20 protein-coding genes are annotated in these 18897 nt (G+C 73.2%); 9 read left to right on the forward strand and 11 right to left on the reverse strand.

Annotation, left to right across the window (positions count from 1 at the left end; genetic code table 11):
* The first annotated feature begins 77 nt into the window (after nt 1-77).
* Nucleotides 78-482, forward strand: coding sequence for a DUF6479 family protein (locus OG295_RS10685; protein WP_371676661.1), 405 nt, complete (start codon nt 78-80; stop codon nt 480-482).
* Between the two features lie 100 nt (nt 483-582).
* On the opposite strand, the gene OG295_RS10690 is transcribed toward OG295_RS10685, so the two are convergent.
* Nucleotides 583-1473: an ATP-dependent DNA ligase gene (locus tag OG295_RS10690; RefSeq protein ID WP_371681160.1), complete on the reverse strand. Its 891-nt coding sequence runs from the start codon at nt 1471-1473 to the stop codon at nt 583-585.
* A complete protein-coding gene (gene ligD, locus OG295_RS10695; protein WP_371676662.1) occupies nt 1473-2357 on the reverse strand; it encodes a non-homologous end-joining DNA ligase in 885 nt (294 codons plus the stop codon). The genes OG295_RS10690 and ligD overlap by 1 nt, the downstream gene beginning before the upstream one ends.
* A 31-nt stretch (nt 2358-2388) precedes the next feature.
* On the opposite strand from ligD, the gene OG295_RS10700 reads away from it, so the two are divergent.
* Nucleotides 2389-3603, forward strand: coding sequence for a Ku protein (locus OG295_RS10700; protein ID WP_371676663.1), 1215 nt, complete (start codon nt 2389-2391; stop codon nt 3601-3603).
* A 138-nt stretch (nt 3604-3741) separates the two neighbouring features.
* Here the strand turns inward: OG295_RS10700 and OG295_RS10705 are convergent, their stop codons facing one another.
* Complete coding sequence (locus tag OG295_RS10705) at nt 3742-4542, reverse strand: nuclease-related domain-containing protein (protein WP_371676664.1); 801 nt, start codon at nt 4540-4542, stop codon at nt 3742-3744.
* 187 nt (nt 4543-4729) lie between these two features.
* Between OG295_RS10705 and OG295_RS10710 the strand changes: the two genes are divergently transcribed.
* The 3 genes from OG295_RS10710 (at nt 4730) to OG295_RS10720 (ending at nt 7490) form a co-directional block, all read left to right on the forward strand.
* Nucleotides 4730-5365, forward strand: coding sequence for a hypothetical protein (locus tag OG295_RS10710; protein WP_371676665.1), 636 nt, complete (start codon nt 4730-4732; stop codon nt 5363-5365).
* 152 nt (nt 5366-5517) lie between these two features.
* Nucleotides 5518-6267 carry a hypothetical protein gene (locus OG295_RS10715; RefSeq protein WP_371676666.1) on the forward strand — a complete coding sequence of 250 codons (750 nt, stop codon included), beginning with the start codon at nt 5518-5520 and terminating at the stop codon, nt 6265-6267.
* Nucleotides 6264-7490 carry an ATP-binding protein gene (locus tag OG295_RS10720; RefSeq protein ID WP_371676667.1) on the forward strand — a complete coding sequence of 409 codons (1227 nt, stop codon included), beginning with the start codon at nt 6264-6266 and terminating at the stop codon, nt 7488-7490. The genes OG295_RS10715 and OG295_RS10720 overlap by 4 nt, the downstream gene beginning before the upstream one ends.
* 104 nt (nt 7491-7594) lie before the next feature.
* On the opposite strand, the gene OG295_RS10725 is transcribed toward OG295_RS10720, so the two are convergent.
* The 3 genes from OG295_RS10725 to OG295_RS10735 are packed head-to-tail and all read right to left on the reverse strand — an operon-like array spanning nt 7595 to nt 9541.
* Nucleotides 7595-7864 (reverse strand): hypothetical protein, encoded by a 270-nt coding sequence (locus OG295_RS10725; RefSeq protein ID WP_371676668.1) that lies wholly within the window; start codon nt 7862-7864, stop codon nt 7595-7597.
* A 10-nt stretch (nt 7865-7874) separates the two neighbouring features.
* Nucleotides 7875-8588, reverse strand: coding sequence for a TetR/AcrR family transcriptional regulator (locus tag OG295_RS10730; RefSeq protein WP_371676669.1), 714 nt, complete (start codon nt 8586-8588; stop codon nt 7875-7877).
* A gap of 23 nt (nt 8589-8611) precedes the next feature.
* Nucleotides 8612-9541 (reverse strand): diiron oxygenase, encoded by a 930-nt coding sequence (locus OG295_RS10735; RefSeq protein WP_371676670.1) that lies wholly within the window; start codon nt 9539-9541, stop codon nt 8612-8614.
* A gap of 160 nt (nt 9542-9701) precedes the next feature.
* On the opposite strand from OG295_RS10735, the gene OG295_RS10740 reads away from it, so the two are divergent.
* Complete coding sequence (locus OG295_RS10740; RefSeq protein ID WP_371676671.1) at nt 9702-10817, forward strand: ferritin-like domain-containing protein; 1116 nt, start codon at nt 9702-9704, stop codon at nt 10815-10817.
* Here the strand turns inward: OG295_RS10740 and OG295_RS10745 are convergent.
* From OG295_RS10745 to OG295_RS10755, 3 genes are read right to left on the reverse strand one after another with little or no spacing between them, the layout of a single operon-like run.
* The gene (locus tag OG295_RS10745; RefSeq protein WP_371676672.1) at nt 10814-11290 is read right to left on the reverse strand and encodes a DUF3291 domain-containing protein; all 477 of its coding nucleotides are present in this window, start codon (nt 11288-11290) and stop codon (nt 10814-10816) included. The genes OG295_RS10740 and OG295_RS10745 overlap by 4 nt on opposite strands.
* Nucleotides 11291-11333: 43 nt before the next feature.
* On the reverse strand, nt 11334-12794 hold the full coding sequence (locus tag OG295_RS10750; protein WP_371676673.1) for a penicillin-binding transpeptidase domain-containing protein: 1461 nt from the start codon (nt 12792-12794) through the stop codon (nt 11334-11336).
* Complete coding sequence (locus tag OG295_RS10755) at nt 12791-14170, reverse strand: FtsW/RodA/SpoVE family cell cycle protein (protein WP_371676674.1); 1380 nt, start codon at nt 14168-14170, stop codon at nt 12791-12793. Before OG295_RS10755 ends, OG295_RS10750 begins: the two co-directional genes overlap by 4 nt.
* Before the next feature lie 97 nt (nt 14171-14267).
* Here OG295_RS10755 and OG295_RS10760 point away from each other — a divergent pair, with 97 nt between their 5' ends.
* The gene (locus OG295_RS10760; RefSeq protein WP_030232533.1) at nt 14268-14657 is read left to right on the forward strand and encodes a DUF6325 family protein; all 390 of its coding nucleotides are present in this window, start codon (nt 14268-14270) and stop codon (nt 14655-14657) included.
* Nucleotides 14657-15103 (forward strand): hypothetical protein, encoded by a 447-nt coding sequence (locus OG295_RS10765; RefSeq protein WP_371676675.1) that lies wholly within the window; start codon nt 14657-14659, stop codon nt 15101-15103. Before OG295_RS10760 ends, OG295_RS10765 begins: the two co-directional genes overlap by 1 nt.
* 335 nt (nt 15104-15438) lie before the next feature.
* Here the strand turns inward: OG295_RS10765 and OG295_RS10770 are convergent, their stop codons facing one another.
* The gene (locus tag OG295_RS10770; RefSeq protein ID WP_371676676.1) at nt 15439-15951 is read right to left on the reverse strand and encodes a hypothetical protein; all 513 of its coding nucleotides are present in this window, start codon (nt 15949-15951) and stop codon (nt 15439-15441) included.
* A 574-nt stretch (nt 15952-16525) separates the two neighbouring features.
* Here OG295_RS10770 and OG295_RS10775 point away from each other — a divergent pair.
* Nucleotides 16526-17659, forward strand: a complete 1134-nt coding sequence (locus tag OG295_RS10775; protein WP_371676677.1) for an NlpC/P60 family protein — start codon at nt 16526-16528, stop codon at nt 17657-17659.
* Here OG295_RS10775 and OG295_RS10780 read toward each other — a convergent pair.
* Nucleotides 17611-18870 (reverse strand): styrene monooxygenase/indole monooxygenase family protein, encoded by a 1260-nt coding sequence (locus OG295_RS10780; protein WP_371676678.1) that lies wholly within the window; start codon nt 18868-18870, stop codon nt 17611-17613. The two genes, OG295_RS10775 and OG295_RS10780, sit on opposite strands and share 49 nt — an antisense overlap.
* Between the last annotated feature and the right edge of the window lie 27 nt (nt 18871-18897).

The raw sequence follows: 18897 nt of genomic DNA on the forward strand, positions 1-18897 counted from the left end.
CGGCCCGCTCCCCCGCGGTTCGAAGTTTCTTTGGGCTGATTGCATGAAATCCGACCAAACGCGGGAAAATAGGACGTATGAATACGACCCTGATCCCCCTCGCGGCGGACGCGACACTGGGCCAGATCGCGTGGTTCCTGGTCGTCGGGCTCGGCGTCGTCGGTGTCCTGCTCGGCGGCTTCGCACTGGGCCGGAGGGTGCGCGACCACGAGCCACCGCCCCCCACCCCCGAGAGCCAGCCCCACCTGCCCGACGGCGGTGCGGTGTACGAGGTGCGCGAGGAGCGGGACTACGTCGAGATCCCCGAAGGCGGCCTGCGCCCCCACGAAATGCAGGGGTACGGCAACTTCGGCTCCCGCACCCACAGCCACCCGGACGACGCCCGCGCCGAGCGGGAAGCCGGCTACGAGCTCCCCAAGGGGCCCGGACCGCACGCGCAGCCCGGAGCTCCCCCGAACGCGGGGCGCGGCGCCCACGCCTGAGCCGGCCCGCGCCCGAGCCGGCCCGCGCCCGAGCGACCCGCGCCCGGCCCGCGCCCGACGACCCCTTCGAACTCCGGCCTCTGACCCGCGGCCCCGCGGGTCAGAGGTCCGTCCGGAGCCGGAGCACCTCCGGCGGCGGATGCCGGGCCGAACTGCGCCGGACCTCCGCGGCCAGCGGCGGGTCCAGCGGGCGGAACGGTACTTCGCCGAGCCCGATCGCGGTGACCGTGGCCGCGGCCGGGGCCACCTCCCCGAGGGCCGCGACGGCCGCCGCCATCTCCGTACGCAGCCCCGCGGAGAGCGGGCTCGACACCAGCGGAGCCTCGTCGTCCTCCCCCGGCAGCACCAGGACGAGGGCCAGCGGGCGGCGCGGGGTGCCGGTGAAGCCGATCACCGCCGCGTCCGCGACGTCGGTGTGGCGCAGCTTGCGCCAGGAGCGACGGCCGGCGGGGTAGGACTCGTCGAGCCGCTTCACGACCAGGCCCTCGATGCCGCTGGCGGGCAGGGTCGCGTACCAGGTCTCGGCGAGCTCGGGGTCGGTGGTCATCGGCACCGGCTGGAGGGGCGGGCCCAGGGGCAGGAGCAGATCGACCAGGAGCGCCCGGCGGCGTTCGTAGGGCCGGGCGCGGACGTCGAGCCCGGCCAGTTCCAGCACGTCGAAGGCCGCGTACGAGGCCGGCAGGCGTTGCGCGAGCACCGCCGCGCGGGCCGCGCTCGCGGCCGCGGCGCGCCGCTGGACCAGCGCGAAGTCCGTACGGCCCGCGTGCCACACCACCACCTCCCCGTCCAGTACGGTCCCGGCGGGCAGTTGCCGGGCCGCGGCGGCCAGGTCGGGGAAGGCGGCGGTCACGATCCGGCCGGAGCGGGCCTGGAGGACCACGTCCTGCGCCGTGCGCACGACGACGAGGCGGTGACCGTCGAACTTGGGCTCGTACGCCAGTCCGGCCCCGCGCGGCAGGGTCCGTACGGCCGTGGCCAGCGCCACCCGGATCACGGCAGCCTCCCGGCACGGGCGGGGTCGGTCAGGGGAGCCAGCAGGTCGCCGTCGCGGGCCAGTCGGGGCGCCATGTCGTCGGCGAGGAACACCAGGTCGGAGGCGGTCCGACAGCCCTCCACCTCCTCCCAGGAGACGGGCGCCGAGACGGTGGGCAGATCCCGCGCGCGCAGGGTGTAGGGGGCGGCGGTGGTCTTGGCGGCGGCGTTCTGGCTGTGGTCGACGAACACCTTCCCGGGGCGCAGGGCCTTGGCCATCCGGTGCACGACCAGGCCGGGGAGGGCCGCCTCGGCCTCCTGGGCGAGGGTCTTGGCGTACGCGGACACGCGCGCGGACGGGGTCGGCTCGATCGCGACGGCCAGGTGCAGGCCCTTGGAGCCGGAGGTCTTGGCGTAGGCGTCGAGGCCGTCGGCGGCCAGGCGGCCGCGCAGCCAGCGGGCGGCGGCGCAGCACTCGACGACGGTGGCGGGCGGGCCGGGGTCGAGGTCGAAGACGATCCGGTCGGCGACGGCGGGCCGGCCGGCCGTCCACTGGGGGGTGTGGAACTCCACGACGAGGTTGGCGGCCCACATGAGGGTGGGCAGGTCGCGGACGACCACCTGCTCGGCCCGTTCGTCCTCGGAGCGGGGCACGGGGGTGGTCCTCACCCAGGCGGGCGTACCGGGTGGCGGGTTCTTGGTGAAGAAGAGCTGTCCGTCCGGACCGTCGGGATAGCGCAGGAAGGAGACCGGGCGGTCGCGGATGTGCGCGAGGAGGGAGTCCGCGACCGTGGCGTAGTAGTGCAGCACCTCGCCCTTGGTGAAGCCGGTCCGCGGGTACAGGACCTTGTCCAGGTTGCTGAGCGCGATGCGACGCCCCTCCACCATGGTGATCGGCGTCATACGATGAGATTGCCACGAATCAGGAGGAACCGTGCGATCCATTTGGAACGGGGCGATCTCCTTCGGCTTGGTCAGCATTCCGATCAAGCTCGTCAACGCCACCGAGAGCCACTCGATCTCCTTCCGTCAGATCCATGTGAGCGACGGCGGCCGCGTCCGCTACCGCAAGGTGTGCGAACTCGACGGCGAGGAGGTGCCGGCCGCCGAGATCGGCAAGGGGTACGAGGAGGCCGACGGGTCGATCGTCCCGATCACGGACGAGGACCTGGCACAGCTGCCGATCCCGACCGCGAAGACGATCGAGATCGTGTCGTTCGTACCGGCCGAGGAGATCGATCCGTTGCAGATGGACGCCGCCTACTACCTCGCGGCGAACGGCGCCACGGCGGCGAAGCCGTACACGCTGTTGCGGGAGGCGCTGAAGCGGAGCCGGAAGGTGGCGATCGCCAAGTACGCGCTGCGGGGGCGGGAGCGGCTCGGCATGCTGCGGGTCGTCGACGACGTGATCGCCATGCACGGGCTGCTGTGGCCGGACGAGATCCGGCAGCCGGAGGGCGTGGCCCCCGAGGCGTCGGTGACCGTACGGGACGCCGAACTCGACCTGGCCGACGCCCTGATGGCCACCCTGGGCGAGGTGGAGATCGCCTCGCTGCACGACGACTACCGCGAGGCCGTGGAGGCCATGCTCGCGGCGAAGACGGGCGAGGGGTACGAGCCGGCGGAGGCGGTGGTGGAGCCGGCGGGCGGCCAGGTGATCGACCTGATGGCGGCGCTGGAGAGCAGCGTACGGGCGGCCAGGGAGTCCCGGGCCGGGGGCTCCGGGGACTCCGCGGAGTCCGGGACTCCGGCGGAGGTGACGCCGATCCGCGGCCGCAGGACGCCGGCGTCGAGCGCTCCCGCGCCCAAGGCGGTGGGCGGGAAGAAGTCGACGGCGTCGACGGGCGCCGCGAAGAAGACGGCGGCCGGGGCGAAGGCGGCCGCCGGGGGGAAGAAGAGCACCTCCACCGCCAAGAGCACCTCCACCGCCAAGGGTGCCGCCGCGGCCAAGGGCGCCGGCACGGCCCGGTCGGGGGCCAAGTCCGCGGGCGGTGCGGGGGCGGGATCGCGGACCCGGGCCGCCAAGTCCACCTCCACCGCGAAATCGGCTTCGGCCGCCAAGTCGGCCGGGACCGGCAGGGCTTCGGCCTCCGGCGCGGGCGCGGGCGCCGCGAAGAAGGCGGCGCCCCGCAAGCGGAGTTCGGCCTGAGGGTCCGGACCTCGGGCCCCAGGCCGGAGGGGTATCCCGACGCGAGCCCCGGACCCGAGAGGTCCGGACACGGAACCCGGGCCCGATAGGTCCGGACACGGGCCCCGGGCCCGCGAGGTCCGGACTCGGCAGTCCGGTCTAGGGGGCGGACCAGGTGGGTTGGGTGCGCGCCAGGGTGAAGAGGGCCTCCACGTCCGGGAGTTTGAGGGTGGCGGGGGCGGCCGTCAGGACGGCGGACAAAGTGGCGGGCTGGAGGACGAGGACGTCCCGGACCGTCGGGGCCACGTCGACCCGGGAGGCGTCCGCGAGCGCCAGGACGGGAGTGACCTGGGCGGTCAGCGCCCGGGCCGCGCGGGCCGCGGCCCTGCGGATCCACCGGGGGTCCGGGCGGGGCTCGGCGCGGCCCACCGTCAGCAGCAGGTCGCCGACTTGGGCGCGCTGGCGCCGCCCCGGGACCGTGCGGACGGCGAACACGCCCGGGGGCCCGATGAGCAGGTGGTCCAGCATCCCCAGGCCCGGCAGCGGGATGTCGTGCAGGGCCCGCCAGTCCTCTTCCTCCAGGGCGTCGGATTCCGCCCCGATCCGCTGCCGCGCCTGGAGTTCCTGCCGCATCCGGTGCCGGGCCCGGCTGCCGGGCGATCCGTACGCGAGCTCGCCGAGCAGGGTCTCGCCGGGGCGGTTCGGGGCCAGGTCCCGGTCGGGCGGGAGGGTGAGCCGGAGCAGTTCGGCGGCGGTGGGGACCGGCGGCGGCCCGATGGTCCAGTCGCCGCTCAAGTGCGGGCGCAGGGCGGCCAGGACCGCCGCGCGCTGGTCGTCCGCGAGGACGCTGATCCGGTTGGTCCGCCGGTCGTACCAGGCCACCGCGTGGCCGTCGGAACCGTTGACGTAGAGCCGGCCACGGCCGGGCCGGCCGCTCGGAAGCACCTTGAGTCCGCTCATCGGCCTCACCCCCGTCGTCCATGGGAGCAGCCGGGGCGGCCCACGGCAATCCCTCCGTTGTGTAACAGCTCCGTCGGCTCCTTGCGGCCTGCCTGTTACAAGAACAACGCTCCCCCGCAACGGCCGGCGCCTATTTTTATGGCGCCCGGACCCTCCGGGCCTCCCTGACCCGTGCCGAAGGAATCCCGTGAGTACCGTCAGCCGCCGCTCGACCGTTCGCGCCGCCGCCGTGACCGCATGCGTCGCCGGTCTGCTGGCGCTGCCCGCGGCCACGGCGCTCGCCGACGGGAGGCCGGCGGCGTCCGGGGCCCAGCGGACGCTGGTCAAGAGCATCTCCCTGGCGGACGGCCGCTCGACCGCGAAGGTGTACCGCCTCGCCAAGGACGCGTACCAGGCCGACATCATGCGCTCGGGCTCCACGGTGGCCACGCTGACCAGCCGGGACGGAACCACCGGCTTCGGCGGGTCCGGCGAGCTGCACGCCGCGCTGCGGCCCGACGGGCGGCTGTCCTCCTGGGTCGGCGAGACCCGCCCGCAGGACGGCTCCCACGCGGTGGCCGGCGACGGGCACAAGACCGGGACCCGGCACGGGAGCGGTGGGGGTGACGGCCGGGTGCTGCCCGCCTCCGTCGAGGACGGCGGCGGGCGGGGCGGTACGGGGACCGGCGCGGGTACCGGGACCGTGCAGACCCTGCGGCTGAACACGCTGGCCGACGGGCCCGGCGACGGCGCGCTGCTGCTCGCCGCGGGCGGCGGGATCGCGGCCGTGGGCGCGGCCGGGCTGGGCTTCGCGATGCTGCGGCGGGGGCGGTCGGACGGCTGATCCGGGCCCCGGGCCGCCCCGGGCGGCCGGGTGCCGTCGGGTACGGCCGTCCTGGTCCATACCGCGGACAGGGCGGCAAAAGGGATGTACCTCCGCATAAAGTTGCTTCGACCGAAGTCGATCGTACGCAGCGCAGAGGAGGGCCCGTCACCGTGCGAATACCGCCGTCGCGTGCGGGTGCCGCCCTGTGCGGGCTCCTGCTGCCGTTGCCGCTGCTCGCGGGCTGCGGGAACACCGGCGGGCTCGCCGCCGCCGGGCCCACCCCGACGGCGAGCGGACCCGTACACCTGTGGCCGGAGCGGGCGGGCGCCGAGGTGCCGCCCGCCGATCCCGGTGGCGCGCCGCCGGAGTACGTACAGGGCCTGCCGCGGGTCGTCGACCAGGACGTGCGCGGCGTCGACCCGGTGGCCCTGGTCCAGGCGGAGCTGCGGGCACGGCCCGGGAAGGTGACCGGGGCCGACGGGATGCCGGCGGAGACCGCGGCGGCGATCAGGGCGTGCGGGACCGCGGGCCAGGAGCCCGGACAGTGCCCGGTGCGGCGGCCGTACTACCGGGACCTCACGGGGAACGGCAAGGACGAGGTCGTGGTGGGCATCGAGCTCCCGGACAAGATGATGTCCGTGCGGGTCTACACCGCCGACTCCGCCGGCCGGCTCAACCGCATCATGGCGACCACCCAGACCGTCATCGCCGTCGAGCTGGCCGGAAGGGACGTGATCCTGCGGGCGCCGAGCGGCAACCCGGGGTACGAACTGATCACCGCCTGGTCCTGGGACGAGCGGCAGAAGACGATGCTGCCGACGTGGGAGCAGATCGTACGGGTGCCTGCGGCGCCGGCGCCACGGGCGTCGGGGAGCGCCGGTACGGGGGCTGCCGGTACGGGCGCCGGGGGCGCGCCGTGAGGCGGGTGCTGCCCGCGTGGACGGCCACGCTGACCTGGAAGTCGGCGTGCTTCATCGTGGTGATGTGCTGCTCGCTGGCGGCCGTGCTGGGACTGCTCGTGCACGCCGAGGTGACCCGGCAGACCGTCGCGACCGCGCGCGACAAGGCGCTGGAAAGACTGCACGACGCCGCCCTCGCCTACGAGGCGGGCGAGGCCCTGCCACCCGGTTCGGGCATCGACCCGCAAGGGCTGCCGCCGGAACTGCGGGCCCTGGCGGTGAGCGGGCAGCGGGCCACCGTCGTCGCGGACCACCTGGGGCAGCCCGTGATGTGGGCCGCCGCCCCGGCGGACGGGCGGGCCCTGGCCACCGCGATCGACTACGGGCAGAGCGCACGGACGATCCGGGGGCTGGACAACGCCATCATCGGCTCCTCGCTCCTGGCCATCGGCGGGACGCTGCTGGTGGGGGCCTTCGCCGTGACCCGCGTGACGCGCAGGCTGCACCAGACGGCGGCGGTCGCCCGGCGGATCACCGGCGGCGACCTGGACGCGCGGGTCGGCGACCCGCGCACGACCGATCCCGCGCGGCACCAGGACGAGGTCTCCACGGTGGCCGGGGCCCTGGACACGATGGCGGGCACGCTCCAGGCGAAGCTGCTGAGCGAGCAGCGGTTCACGGCCGATGTCGCGCACGAGCTGCGTACGCCGCTGACCGGGCTGCAGGCGGCGTCGGAGCTGCTGCCGGAGGGGCGGCCGACGCAGCTGGTGCGGGAGCGGGTGCGGACGATGCGGCAGCTGACCGAGGACCTGCTGGAGATCTCCAGGCTGGATTCGGGGAGCGAGCGGGTGGACACGGATCTGCACCAGCTGGCGCGGCTGGCGCGGAGGGTGGTGCGGGCGTCGGGGACGGACACGGAGGTCGTCGTCGTCAGGGACGCGCACGTGGAGACGGACCGGCGGCGGCTGGAGCGGGTGCTGGGGAACCTGGTCGCGAACGCGCACAAGCACGGGCGGGGGCCGGTGGTGGTGACGGTGGACGGGCCGGTGGTGACCGTACGGGACCACGGGGTCGGGTATCCGGACTACCTGCTCGCGCACGGGCCGCAGCGGTTCCGGAGCGGGGGCAGGGGGCACGGGCTGGGGCTGACGATCGCGGTGGGGCAGGCGCAGGCGATCGGTGCGCGGCTGGAGTTCCGGGAGGCGGAGGGGGGCGGGGCGCTGGCGGTACTCACGCTGCCGTAGCCCTGGCCGGGCGGTTCTCGGGGGTGACCGCCCTGACCGGGCGGGGGCGGGGCTGCGGGGTGGCCGGGGTCGGTGCCGGGGCCCCGGGAGTGGGGCCGGCAGGGTTACGGCTTCTGGGGTTTGGTCCAGGGCCAGCGGAGCTTCGGTTTCCGGCCCGTCGGGGCGAAGGCGTACTTCCAGCCCTTCTGGAGGCCCAGCCGCTTCGTGTAGCCCGATGGGACCCGTTCGTACAGCAGGACCGTCGGGGGGCCGCCGTCCGGGGCCGGGACCGGGATCTCGTACCACTTCGGGGGGTGGCCGGTCGGGCCGAGGAGGATAGGGAGGACCCGGCCGTCCATCGGGCCGCCCTCGAAGGGGGTCGGTTCGCTTCTCACGCCACCAGTGTCACAGCAGGTGGGCCGCCTCGGACACCACCGGGATCACGCGGCGGGCGAGGACCCCTACGGGCCCGTCGGACGACTCCAGGGCCAGGGCGGCCCGCGCGGCCGCCGCGGTTTCGGGGTCGGTGGCGGCGGTGGCCGTCAGGAGGGCGATGAACTGGTCCAGGAGCCAGTCGCGCAGCTGGCCGGCCTCCGGCTGCCGGCCCTCGTCGATCCAGATCAGCGATGCCGCCTCGACGGCGGTGATCCACGTGCGGACCATCATCCGCAGCCGCGGCCCGGGGGTGGGGACGCCGAGGTGGACGAGGATCTGGTCGGCGGCCGCGCGGCGGATGCCGTCGACGGTGGCACTGGTGCGGGAGGTCTCGACGACGCTGCCGCCCTGGAGGAGGGCGGAGAAGCCGGTGTGGTGTTCGTCGACGAAGGCGAGGTAGCGGTCCAGGGCGCGGGAGAGCCGCTGGGTGAGGGGACCGTGCTGGGGTTCCGCGAAGCAGAGTTCGAGGACGTCGGCGGCGGAGCGCAGGGCGGCCTCGTAGAGCTGCTGCTTGCCGCCCGGGAAGTACCGGTAGACCAGCGGTCGGGAGACCCCGGCGGCTTCCGCGACGTCGTCGAGGGAGACCTCCTCCGGTGCCCGGTGCGCGAACAGCGACAGGGCCGCGTCGAGGAGTTGGGCCCGCCGCTCCTCGACGCTCAGCCTGCGGTACGCGCGTACGGTCATGCACGCAGGGTAGACGACGCCCCTCAGGCCAGGAGGCCGGAGCTCTTCCACAGCCGACGGCCGACGCCGCGCAGGACGCCGATGTCGTCGAGGAAGTCGGTGAGCCGCTTGGCGCCGGTCTGCATGACCTCCCGGCGGTGTCCGCTGGCCTTGACCTGGGCGACGGCTTCGCGCCGGTCCAGGCCGATGTTGTCGTAGACCTGGGGGTTGACGAAGGCCAGGGAGAAGACGCGGGCGGCCTCTCCGCAGCTGATCCGGGTGAGTTCCTGCTCCCAGCGCGGGGCGGTCAGCATCTGGCGGCGCAGTTCCTCGCGGGCGTAGCGGACGTGGCGGGCCTCCTCGATGACGTGGATCCGGGTGACTCCGCGCACCAGGGGCTGGATCCGCTCGTCGGGGAAGGTGAGGCGCTGCATCCAGTCGAGGATCTCCTCGCCGAGGAGGGTGCAGGCGAAGGAACCCGGGGTGGTGGACACCGTCTTGAGGATGCGGGCGAGGTTGTGGTTGACGCGGGAGACGGGGTAGGCCGGGGTGCCGCTCTCGCGGATCATGCGGGCGAACATCATGGAGTGGCGGCACTCGTCGGCGATCTCGGTGAGTGCGTAGCGGACGTGGTTGCTGGTCAGGGACTTGTCGTAGATGTGGCGGACCAGCAGCTGCATGAGGATGATCTCGAACCAGATGCCGAGGGAGCCGAGGGCGGCGGCCTCGTGGCGGGAGAGGTCGATGCGCTGCTCCTCGCCCATCTTCTTCCACAGCGGGGTGCCGTAGAGGGAGAGCAGCTCGGGGGGCCAGTAGTACTTGCCCTCGATCGGCGGGGCGCCCCAGTCGAGTTCGCGGTCCGGGTCGAAGGAGTGTTTCGCGGAGGATTCGAGCAGTCGTTCGGCGATCTGCTCGCGGTCCTTGAGCAGGCCGAGGGCGTCCCTCAGCGCGGCTCGTTCCGTCACTGTCGTCATGGCTTCGGGCACCTCGCGGTCGGGTTACCTGCGGTCACCTCTTATGAGACTGCCTGTCAGCAAGGGCGTCAATCCCCCGCGCACGACTTGTTGACCGCGCGTCTACCAACGTGTGACGCTGCCAACCACCGCATCCCGTACGGCAGTCGAGGAGGCGTCAGTGTCGACGCACGAGCTCTACACCAAAGCCCCGCACGAGGACGTCTGGCAGGTCCCCGCCACCGGTTCGGCCCGCTTCAGCTGGGAGTACGACGGGGGCCGCGAACGCCTCCTCGCCCTCTACCAGAAGGGCAAGGACAAGCAGTGGGACGGCGCCAAGCGCATCGACTGGGGCATCGAGGTGGACCCGTACGACCCGCTCGGCACCCCCGACGAGGTGCTGACCCTCTACGGCACCCGCCACTGGGCCAAGATGACCGACCGGGACAAGGGCGAACTGCGCCGGCACTACAGCGCGTGGAACTTCAGCCAGTTCCTGCACGGCGAGCAGGGCGCCATGGTGTGCGCGGCGCGCATCGTGGAATCGGTGCCGGACCTGGACGCGAAGTTCTACTCGGCCACCCAGACCATGGACGAGGCCCGGCACGCCGAGATCTTCGGGCGCTTCCTGCACGAGAAGGTCGGGATGCTCTACCCGGTCAACGACAGCCTCCAGGGGCTGCTCGGGGACACCCTGCGCGACTCCCGCTGGGACATGCCGTACCTGGGCATGCAGGTGCTGATCGAGGGCCTGGCACTGGCCGCGTTCGGCATGATCCGCGACACCACCGACAAGCCGCTGCCCAAGCAGATCCTGGCCTACGTGATGCAGGACGAGGCCCGGCACGTGGCCTTCGGGCGGATGGCCCTGCGCGACTACTACCGTCAGCTGACCGACGCCGAGCTGCGCGAGCGCGAGGAGTTCGTGATCGAGGGCTGCTACCTCATGCGCGACCGGCTGCGCGGGGTGGAGGTCCTGGAGAACTTCGGCGTACCCAGGCGGGAGGCGGAGGAGTACAGCGAGCAGTCGGAGTTCCTGCACCTGTTCCGCAAGCTGCTGTTCAGCCGGATCGTGCCCTGCGTCAAGGACATCGGACTGTGGGGCGAGCGGCTCCAGAAGGCCTACCTGGAGATGGGGGTCTTCGACATGGGCGATTCCAATCTGGACCTGCTCATGAGCCAGGACGAGGAGCTGGCGGAGTCCCTCGACCGCGAACGCTTCGCGGCCGAGGAACAGGAGCGCGTGGCGGAGGTGACGGCCGCCATCCGGGAAGGCGGCGAGGGCGCCGTCGGCTAGACCGCGTCCGGGCGCGGGAAGGACGTGCGCAGGGTGAACGCGTACGGCGTCGGCCCGTGTTCGCGCAGGCTCAGCAGTCGCTCCTCGGCGTCCGCGACCGTGGGGCGCCGGCCCGCCGGGACCCACCACAGGGTCGCCATGGCCTCCGTGACGTGCTCGAACCACTCCCGCCTGCGGGACATCAGCTCCCGGTGCCGCCCCTGGTACATGAAGGCGGTGAGGGCGTCGGTGTTCCGCCACACGGACATGTTGACGATGATCCACTCGTCGCCGAAGATCCTCACCTCCGTCGCGTCGCCCTCCTCCCCCTGGAGCCGCCACACGAAGCCGTCGGCGGCCTCCGCCGCGGCGTTGACGGGTTCGAGCCCGTCGACGAAGTCCTTCAGTTCCGGTGAGTCCAAGGGGTACTTGAGACGGGATATGTTCACCTGGGCCAGCTCGTGGGCGGCGTCGGCGTCGCGGTCGTGGGTCATGCCCCAGGGCTAGCAGCCCGGCCCCGCGCGCCGCCACGGCGTTTCAGCGGGTGGACAGCGCGGCCTCCATCACCGCCCGCGCGATCGGCGCCGCGGCGCCGTTGCCGCTGATGTCCCCGCGGACCGCCGACGCGTCCTCGACCACCACGGCCACCGCCACCGCCGGCTGCGGAGCGCCCTGCGCCCGGGCCCAGGAGATGAACCAGGCGTACGGGGTACCGGCGTTGCCGACGCCGTGCTGCGCCGTGCCGGTCTTGCCCCCGACCTGCGCGCCCTTGATGGCCGCGTTGCGCCCGGTGCCGTTCTCGACGACCTTCACCATCAGTTCCTGCATCCGCAGCGCCGTGGCCGGGCTCATCGCCCGGCCCAGGGTGTGCTGGGCCGCGGACCGGACCTGCGAGCCGTCGTGCCGGGTGGTGCGCTCCACCAGGTAAGGGGTCTTGATCTCCCCGCCGTTGGCGACCGCCGCCGCGACCATCGCCATCTGGAGCGGGGTGGCCCTGGTGTTGAACTGCCCGATCGAGGAGAGCGCCAGCTGGTCGGGGCTCATGTCGGTGTCGAAGTTCGACCGCGAGACCCAGGAGGGGACCCGCAGCCCGTCGTCGTTGAACCCGAACCGGTCCGCCGCCTCCGCCATGCGGCGCAGGCCCACCCGCACCCCGATCTTGGCCATCACCGTGTTGCAGGAGAACCGCACCGCCTCCGCCATCGAGGCGTCCTGGCAGCCCGCGCCGGCGTTCGGGAGCAGGGTGCTCGTACCGGGGAGCGGATACGGGTCGGGGGTCTCGGTGGGCGCGTCCACGTCGGCGACCACGCCGGAGTCCAGGGCCGCGGCCGCCGTCACGATCTTGAAGGTGGAGCCGGGCGGGTAGGTCTCGCGCAGCGCCCGGTTCAGCATGGGCTTGGCGGGGTCCGCGTTCAGCCGCAGCCACGCCGCCTTGACCTTCGCACCGGTACCGGAGAGCAGGCCGGGGTCGTAGGAGGGGCTGCTCACCAGCGCCAGGATCCGGCCCGTCGCCGGTTCCACGGCCGCGACCGCGCCCCGCTTGCCGCCCAGCCCCCGGTACGCGGCCCGCTGTACGGCGGCGCGCAGGGTGGTGACGGCGTCGCCGCCGCCGGGGCGGCCGCGCGAGAGCTCGTACCAGAGGGGGAAGGCGGACAGTCCCGGATCGGTGCCGGACAGGACGGCGTCCTCGGCGCGCTCGACGAAGCTGGTGCCGTACGTCTGGGAGGAGAAGCCGGTGACGGGGGCGTAGAGCGGGCCGTCGGCGTACGTGCGCTCGTAGCGCAGGAGCTGGCCGCTGTCGCGGGAGCCGGTGACGGGCTTGCCGTCGACCAGGATCCGCCCGCGCGGTTCGGCGTAGCGCTGGACGGCGGGCCGCTTGTTGGCCGGGTTCGCGCCGTAGGCGGCGGCCTCCCAGACCTGCACCCGGGCGACGTTGACCAGCAGGGCGACGAGCAGCAGGGCGCAGAAGTACCCGCACCAGCGGATGTAGCGGATCATCCGGCCCCCTCCCGCCCGTACTCGGCGGGACGGGGGCGGCGGGCGTTGTCGCTGAGCCGGACCAGCAGCGCGACGATGATCCAGTTGGTGACGACGGAGGAGCCGCCCTGGGCGAGGAAGGGCATGGCCATGCCGGTCAGCGGGATCAGTCCGGTCACGCCGCCCGCGATGACGAAGACCTGGAGGGCGATGATCGAGGCGAGCCCGGTGGCGAGCAGCCGCCCGAAGGGGTCGCGCAGGGCGAGTCCGGCGCGGAAGCCCCGGGAGACGAGGAGCCCGTAGAGGAGCAGGATCGCGGTGAGGCCGACGAGGCCGAGCTCCTCGCCGGCGGTGGCGAGGACGAAGTCCGACTTGGCGGCGAATCCGATGAGGAAGGACTGGCCGTGGCCGAGGCCGGCGCCGAGGAGGCCGCCGGCGGCGAAGGAGAAGAGGGACTGCGCGAGCTGGCCGGGGCCCTCGCCCCGCTCGATGGAGGCGAAAGGATTCAGCCAGTCGTCGACGCGGCTGTTCACGTGCGGTTCCAGGGTCCCGACGGCATAGGCGCCGAGGGCCGCGAGGACGAGCCCGATGGCGATCCAGCCGATCCGTCCGGTGGCGGTGAACAGCATGATCACGAAGAGGCCGAAGAAGAGGAGCGAGGTGCCGAGGTCCCGCTCCAGGACCAGCACGCCCACGCTGAGCAGCCAGATCGCCAGGATCGGGCCGAGCACCCGGCCGGGCAGGAGACGCAGCTTCCAGAAGATCCGGCGGCCGGTCAGGGCGAGGGCGGTGCGGTTCGCGGCGAGGTAGGCGGCGAAGAAGACGGCGAGCAGGATCTTGGCGAACTCCCCCGGCTGGAAGGAGAGCCCCGCGAAGCGGATCCAGATGTGGGCGCCGTTGACGGCCGGGAAGAGGACGGGGACGAGCATCAGGGCGAGCGCGGCGGCGACCGAGAGGTAGGCGTACTTCTGGAGCGCGCGGTGATCGCGCAGCCCCGCGACGACGAGGACGAACAGCACCACCCCCAGGGCCGACCAGCGCAGCTGGTCGCCCGCGCCGCTCTCGCCGGGGGTCGCGAGGTCGAGCCGCTGGATGAGGACCAGGCCGAGGCCGTTGAGCAGCACGGCGATCGGGAGCAGGAGGGGATCGGCGTAGGAGGCCCGGAACCGGACGGCGAGGTGCGCGAGCAGGGCGGCGCCGCCGAGGCCCGCGGCGTAACGGCCGCCGGGACGGGGGAAGTGGCCGGTGTCCGCGAGGCCGACGTGGACGTGGCCCAGTACGGAGATCAGGACCGCACCGGCGAGCAGCGTCAGCTCGATGCCCCGGCCCTTGGGGGCGCGGGCATCGGGGGGCGGGGGCGGAGCGGGCTCCGTCACCTTCGCCGTCAGAGCGGTCATACGGGGAAACGTAGCAAGGGTAGGGCGGGTATGTCCGCTTATGTCATAGTGTGCCGAAGAGTCGTCATAAACGGTCAGGAGTAGGGAGCCCCGGCGCATGGGACCTGTGGAATTCATCGTCCTGGCCTTCCCGGAGGAACAGCTGCGGGTACCGGCCGTCGAGGCCGTGATGGGACTGCGCAAGACCGGGGTGGTCCGCCTGATCGACGGCCTCGTCACGACGAAGACGGCCGGGGGCGAGGTGATGGCGGCGGAGTTCGACGAGTTCGTCGAGCTACGGGGCCTCCTGGCGGGCCGCGACGTGGCGCGGCTGATCGGGCCCGAGGACGTACGGGAGGCGGCGGAACTCCTGGACCGGGGCAGCTGCGCGCTGCTCCTGGTGGTGGAGCACGTGTGGGCACAGGACGCGGCGGTGGCCGTACGGGCGGCGGGCGGACGGATCGTGGGCTCGGTCCGGATCCCGGCGGACCGGGTGGAGGTGGCGTGATGTTCATCCGGCCGGTCGGTGTGACGGTGTCCCCCGCGGTCCGCCCACCGGGCCGCCCCCTCCTCCGCGGCCTGCTCCGCCGGGCGTCGGGCGCGGCGGAGTGGGCGACGGCGGAAGGCGTGGGGGAGGGTGCGGGGGAGGACGGCGTGGTGGAGGGCGGCGCGGTGGAGGAGAGCGTGGCGGAGGAACTGGAGGCGGCGCTGGAGGAGGAGGTCAGGGGCGGGGCGGGGATGAGGGCGGAGGGCGTGGCGGGTCGGGAGCCCGAAGTGGGCGGCGAGCCGGAGAGCGGGGGCGAGCCCCCGACGGAGGCGGTGCCCCCGGCCCACCCGCCCGTGGCCGGGCCCACCCTGGTGGCGGAGCTGACCCAACTCTCCGACCTGGCCCGTCAGGGCCTCCTGACCCCGGAGGAGTTCACCCTGGCGAAGGGGCGCCTGCTGCGGGGGTAGGGGTCCCACTCGGCCCGCGTGGGGGAGGGTTTGGGGGGTTCCCGTCAGTCTCATCGTCCTTCCGCGTCGGGCCGGGCTGTCACGGAATGCCAAAGAATGCCGGGAAACCCCCAAAAGAACGGTCCACGGGGAGGAGAGGAGGGGCGGGTCTCTCAGAGATGCGCGACCCCTCTCCGGCCAGACCTCCAATCCGGCCCCGACCACACCCGGTCCAACGCCCGGGGCATCCAGACCGCACCAAAAGGCGACCAGATCGTCCAGCGAGCCTTCTGGGACGGCATGCGCGTCCGATCGCTACGCGCTTCGCATGTCCCGGCGGTCGTTTCGGGTTGGTCTCAGGAGGCGGTCGGCTCAAGGAGTCCGGTCAGGGCCTCCCAGGCGGAAAAGGCTTCGAAGAGCTGGAGGACCGGGCCTTCTTCCGAGGCCAGAACGGCATAGTGCTCGGCGATGAGGGACAGGTCGCCCCACGGCTCTTCCACGTGCGCACGGATCAGAAGCCGACCGGACGCGCAACGGATCCAGGGGATGAGGACGAGGTCCGTCAGCCGGGAATCGGACAGCGCCGGCAGGGGGTCCCCCTCCGTCAGTTCCAGGAGGGCGGGCGAGCCGTCACCGGGGCACGCCAGGAGGTGAGATGTGAGCGCTTCGCGCATTCCCCACACCTCCGCCACCACGGAAATCTCGGCTCGGACGGTTTCGCTGACGGCCACCCGGTGCCGGAGGAGAGCACCGACCAGCCGATCGAGCCCCGCCTCCTGCTCACCGATGTCCCAGCAGTCCCTGAGTTCATGGGCGTCGCGCTCCGGCAGGAGACGCGCAAAACGCTCCCATGCGTCAGCTTGATCCATCGGAAAAGACTAACGGTCCCCGTATCGCCCTTCCGGCCCAAGACGGCCGAGAGACGCCGAGACGTCGGGAGCGCGTAGCGATCTGATGCGAAGGGGGAGGACGGCCGGACGCTCTGGTCGCCCTGGCGCGCGGTCCGGCCGCCCCCGGCTCTGCCGGGCATGGCGGCCGGCCCGCGTCCTGGGCCTGCCGGGCGGAGCCGCCTCGCACTTCTCTGACGGGGCCGCTCCTCGCTCACTTCCCCCGTGACCGTTCTTTCGGGTGGTTCCCGGTTGTCTGTTGGCGTTCCGGGACGGGCCGGTCGGTCAAGGGTGGCCGAAGGCCATCGCGAAGCGACGCGACCGCAGGGAGCGCCCTTGAGGGACCGGCACGGCACGGAAGGACGCTGGACAACCGGGAACCACCCGAACCTCCTCCGATACCGGCCGGCTGAAATCCCGCATCCCCGGACCCCGACCCCGACCGCACCCCCCGACCCCGCCTCCGGACGGGTGACTCCCCGAGCCCCGCCGGACGGCGTCGGAGGCTGCGGGCCGGATGCGTGGCAGCATCGGGCGGTGTCGCGGAGGTGATTACATGACAAAACGACTGTTGCGGCTGGCCTGTCTGGCCGCCGTCCTCGTCGCTGCCGCCGGGCCACCGCCCGTCGCGCGGGCCGAGCCCGTCGGGGAGTTGCTGACCCGGCTGCAGGGGCTGTACCAGCGGGCCGAGGAAGCCAGCGAGGCGTACAACGCCACCGAGGCCGCCCTCAAGGCCGGTCAGGACGAGGAGCGCCGGCTCACCGCCGAGCTCGGGCGGGCGCGCACCGCGCTCGGTGCCGAGAAGGCCACCGCCGGGCGGCTGGCCCGGGAGCAGTACCAGGGCACCCTCGGGCTCTCCCCGTACCTGCGCATGCTGCTGTCCGGCGACCCCCAACAGGCCGTGGACCAGCGCCGGATCGCCGCCCGCCAGGGTGCCCGGCAGGCCGGGGTCGTGGCGCGGCTGGAGCGCGGCGAGCAGCGGGCCGACGCCCTGGCGGCGGCGGCCCGCAAGGCCCTCGACACCCAGCAGGGCCTCACCGTCGAGCGCAAGAAGCAGCACGAGGAGGTGACGGGCCGGCTGAAGGACGTCGAGCGGCTGCTCGCGGCGCTGACCCCCGAGGAAGTGGCCGGGCTGGACCGGCGGGAGGCGGCCGTCACCGCCGGGGCGCAGCGGGAGCTGGTGGACTCCGGCCGGCTGCCCGCCCGTACGGGGACGCCCACCGCCGCCGGTGGCGCCGCCCTGCGGTACGCGACGGCGCAGATCGGCAAGCCGTACGTGTGGGGCGCCGAGGGGCCGGCCTCCTTCGACTGCTCGGGGCTGACCTCGAAGGCCTGGGAGCACGCGGGGCGTTCCATCCCCCGGACCAGCCAGGAGCAGTGGGCGCGGCTCCCCCGGGTGCCGCTGGACCGGCTGCGTCCGGGCGACCTGGTGGTCTACTTCCCGAAGGCGACCCACGTGGCCCTGTACATCGGGGACGGGAAGGTGATCCAGGCGCCCCGTCCGGGTGCCACCGTGAAGGTGTCCCCCATCGCCGCGAACCCGTTGCTGGGGGCGGTGCGGCCGGATCCCGAGGGGATCCCGCTGGCGGAGTTCACCCCGCCGCCGCTGCCCGAGCGCGCGACGGCGGGGGACGACGCGGGCTATTCCGCCGAGGCGGGGGACAGCGCGGAGGACACCTCGGCCAGGTAGTCGGCCGTGTCCTCGGGGTCGAAGAAGTACGAGTCGAAGTCGGCCGGGTTGTCGAAGCCGTTGGCGAAACGGTCCGCCACCGGCTGGAGCCGGCCGGCCGCGCCGATCAGGTCCAGCACGTGCTCCGGCGGGACGCCGAGCATGGCGTTGGTCCACTGGGTGACGGGCATGCCCGTGGTGAACCAGTACTTGTCGAAGGTGGCCTTCATCCAGGCCTCGTCGAACGGCTGGTCGCCGTGCATGAGGATGGAGGAGAGGTACGAGGCCGCGCATTTGGCGGCCGAGTTCGAGCCCTGCCCGGTGATCGGGTCGTTCGCCACGACCACGTCCGCCACGCCCAGCACCAGGCCGCCGCCCGGCAGCCGGCCGATGGGGTTGCGGACCACGGGGGCGTAGCGGCCCGCGAGGGTGCCGCCGGCGTCCGTCAGCTCCACCTTGGTGGCGCGGGCGTACTCCCAGGGCGTGAACTTCTCCATGAGCTCCAGCGTCAGCGCCAGGTGCTCCCCGGGGTCGTTGACGCCCCGGAACACGTCCAGCGGGCCGCCGGGGAGGCCTTCCCAGAAGAGGATGTCGGCCCGGCCGGAGGTGGTGAGGGTCGGCATGACGAACAGTTCGCCGACGCCGGGGACCAGGTTGCAGCGGACGGCTTCGGTCTCCGGGTGCTCGGGGCGCGGCCCGAGTCCGTGGACGTAGCTGACGGCGAGGGCGCGCTGGGGGGCGTCGTAGGGCGAGCGCGCCGCGTTCCGCTCGAACATGGAGACCAGTTCGCCCTTGCCGGCGGCGACCAGCACCAGGTCGTAGGTGCGGGAGAAGAAGTCCAGGTCGGCGACGGAGGCGCCGTGGATGACGAGCTGGCCGCCGCGCTGGGTGAAGGCGTCGAGCCAGCCGGCCATCTTCACGCGCTGGTCGACGGACTGGGCGTAGCCCTTGAGACGGCCGAGCCAGTCGATGGGGCGGGAGGTGTCGGGGGCGGCGACCGAGACGCCGACTCCCTCGATCCGGGGGGCCTGCCGCTCCCAGAAGTTCAGCTGGAGGTCGCGCTCGTGCTGGAGGGCCGAGTCGAACATGCACTGCGTGGACATGACGCGCCCGGTGCGGATCTCGTCCGCCGTCCGGTTGGACATGAGGGTGACCTCGTACCCCTTGGCCTGGAGGCCGAGGGCGAGCTGGAGACCGGACTGGCCGGCCCCCACGACAAGTATCCTGCGCATCTCACGTTCTCAATCTGCCGGACGGGC

The organism is Streptomyces sp. NBC_01276 (genome assembly GCF_041435355.1).
In the GTDB taxonomy this organism is placed as follows: domain Bacteria; phylum Actinomycetota; class Actinomycetes; order Streptomycetales; family Streptomycetaceae; genus Streptomyces.

Coding starts and splice junctions, on each gene's coding strand:
- OG295_RS10685 (WP_371676661.1), top strand. CDS start 78: ATGAATACGACCCTGATCCCCCTCGCGGCGGACGCGACACTGGGCCAG.
- ligD (WP_371676662.1), bottom strand. CDS start 2,357: ATGACGCCGATCACCATGGTGGAGGGGCGTCGCATCGCGCTCAGCAAC.
- OG295_RS10705 (WP_371676664.1), bottom strand. CDS start 4,542: ATGAGCGGACTCAAGGTGCTTCCGAGCGGCCGGCCCGGCCGTGGCCGG.
- OG295_RS10730 (WP_371676669.1), bottom strand. CDS start 8,588: ATGACCGTACGCGCGTACCGCAGGCTGAGCGTCGAGGAGCGGCGGGCC.
- OG295_RS10735 (WP_371676670.1), bottom strand. CDS start 9,541: ATGACGACAGTGACGGAACGAGCCGCGCTGAGGGACGCCCTCGGCCTG.
- OG295_RS10745 (WP_371676672.1), bottom strand. CDS start 11,290: ATGACCCACGACCGCGACGCCGACGCCGCCCACGAGCTGGCCCAGGTG.
- OG295_RS10750 (WP_371676673.1), bottom strand. CDS start 12,794: ATGATCCGCTACATCCGCTGGTGCGGGTACTTCTGCGCCCTGCTGCTC.
- OG295_RS10755 (WP_371676674.1), bottom strand. CDS start 14,170: ATGACCGCTCTGACGGCGAAGGTGACGGAGCCCGCTCCGCCCCCGCCC.
- OG295_RS10760 (WP_030232533.1), top strand. CDS start 14,268: ATGGGACCTGTGGAATTCATCGTCCTGGCCTTCCCGGAGGAACAGCTG.
- OG295_RS10765 (WP_371676675.1), top strand. CDS start 14,657: ATGTTCATCCGGCCGGTCGGTGTGACGGTGTCCCCCGCGGTCCGCCCA.
- OG295_RS10770 (WP_371676676.1), bottom strand. CDS start 15,951: ATGGATCAAGCTGACGCATGGGAGCGTTTTGCGCGTCTCCTGCCGGAG.
- OG295_RS10775 (WP_371676677.1), top strand. CDS start 16,526: ATGACAAAACGACTGTTGCGGCTGGCCTGTCTGGCCGCCGTCCTCGTC.
- OG295_RS10780 (WP_371676678.1), bottom strand. CDS start 18,870: ATGCGCAGGATACTTGTCGTGGGGGCCGGCCAGTCCGGTCTCCAGCTC.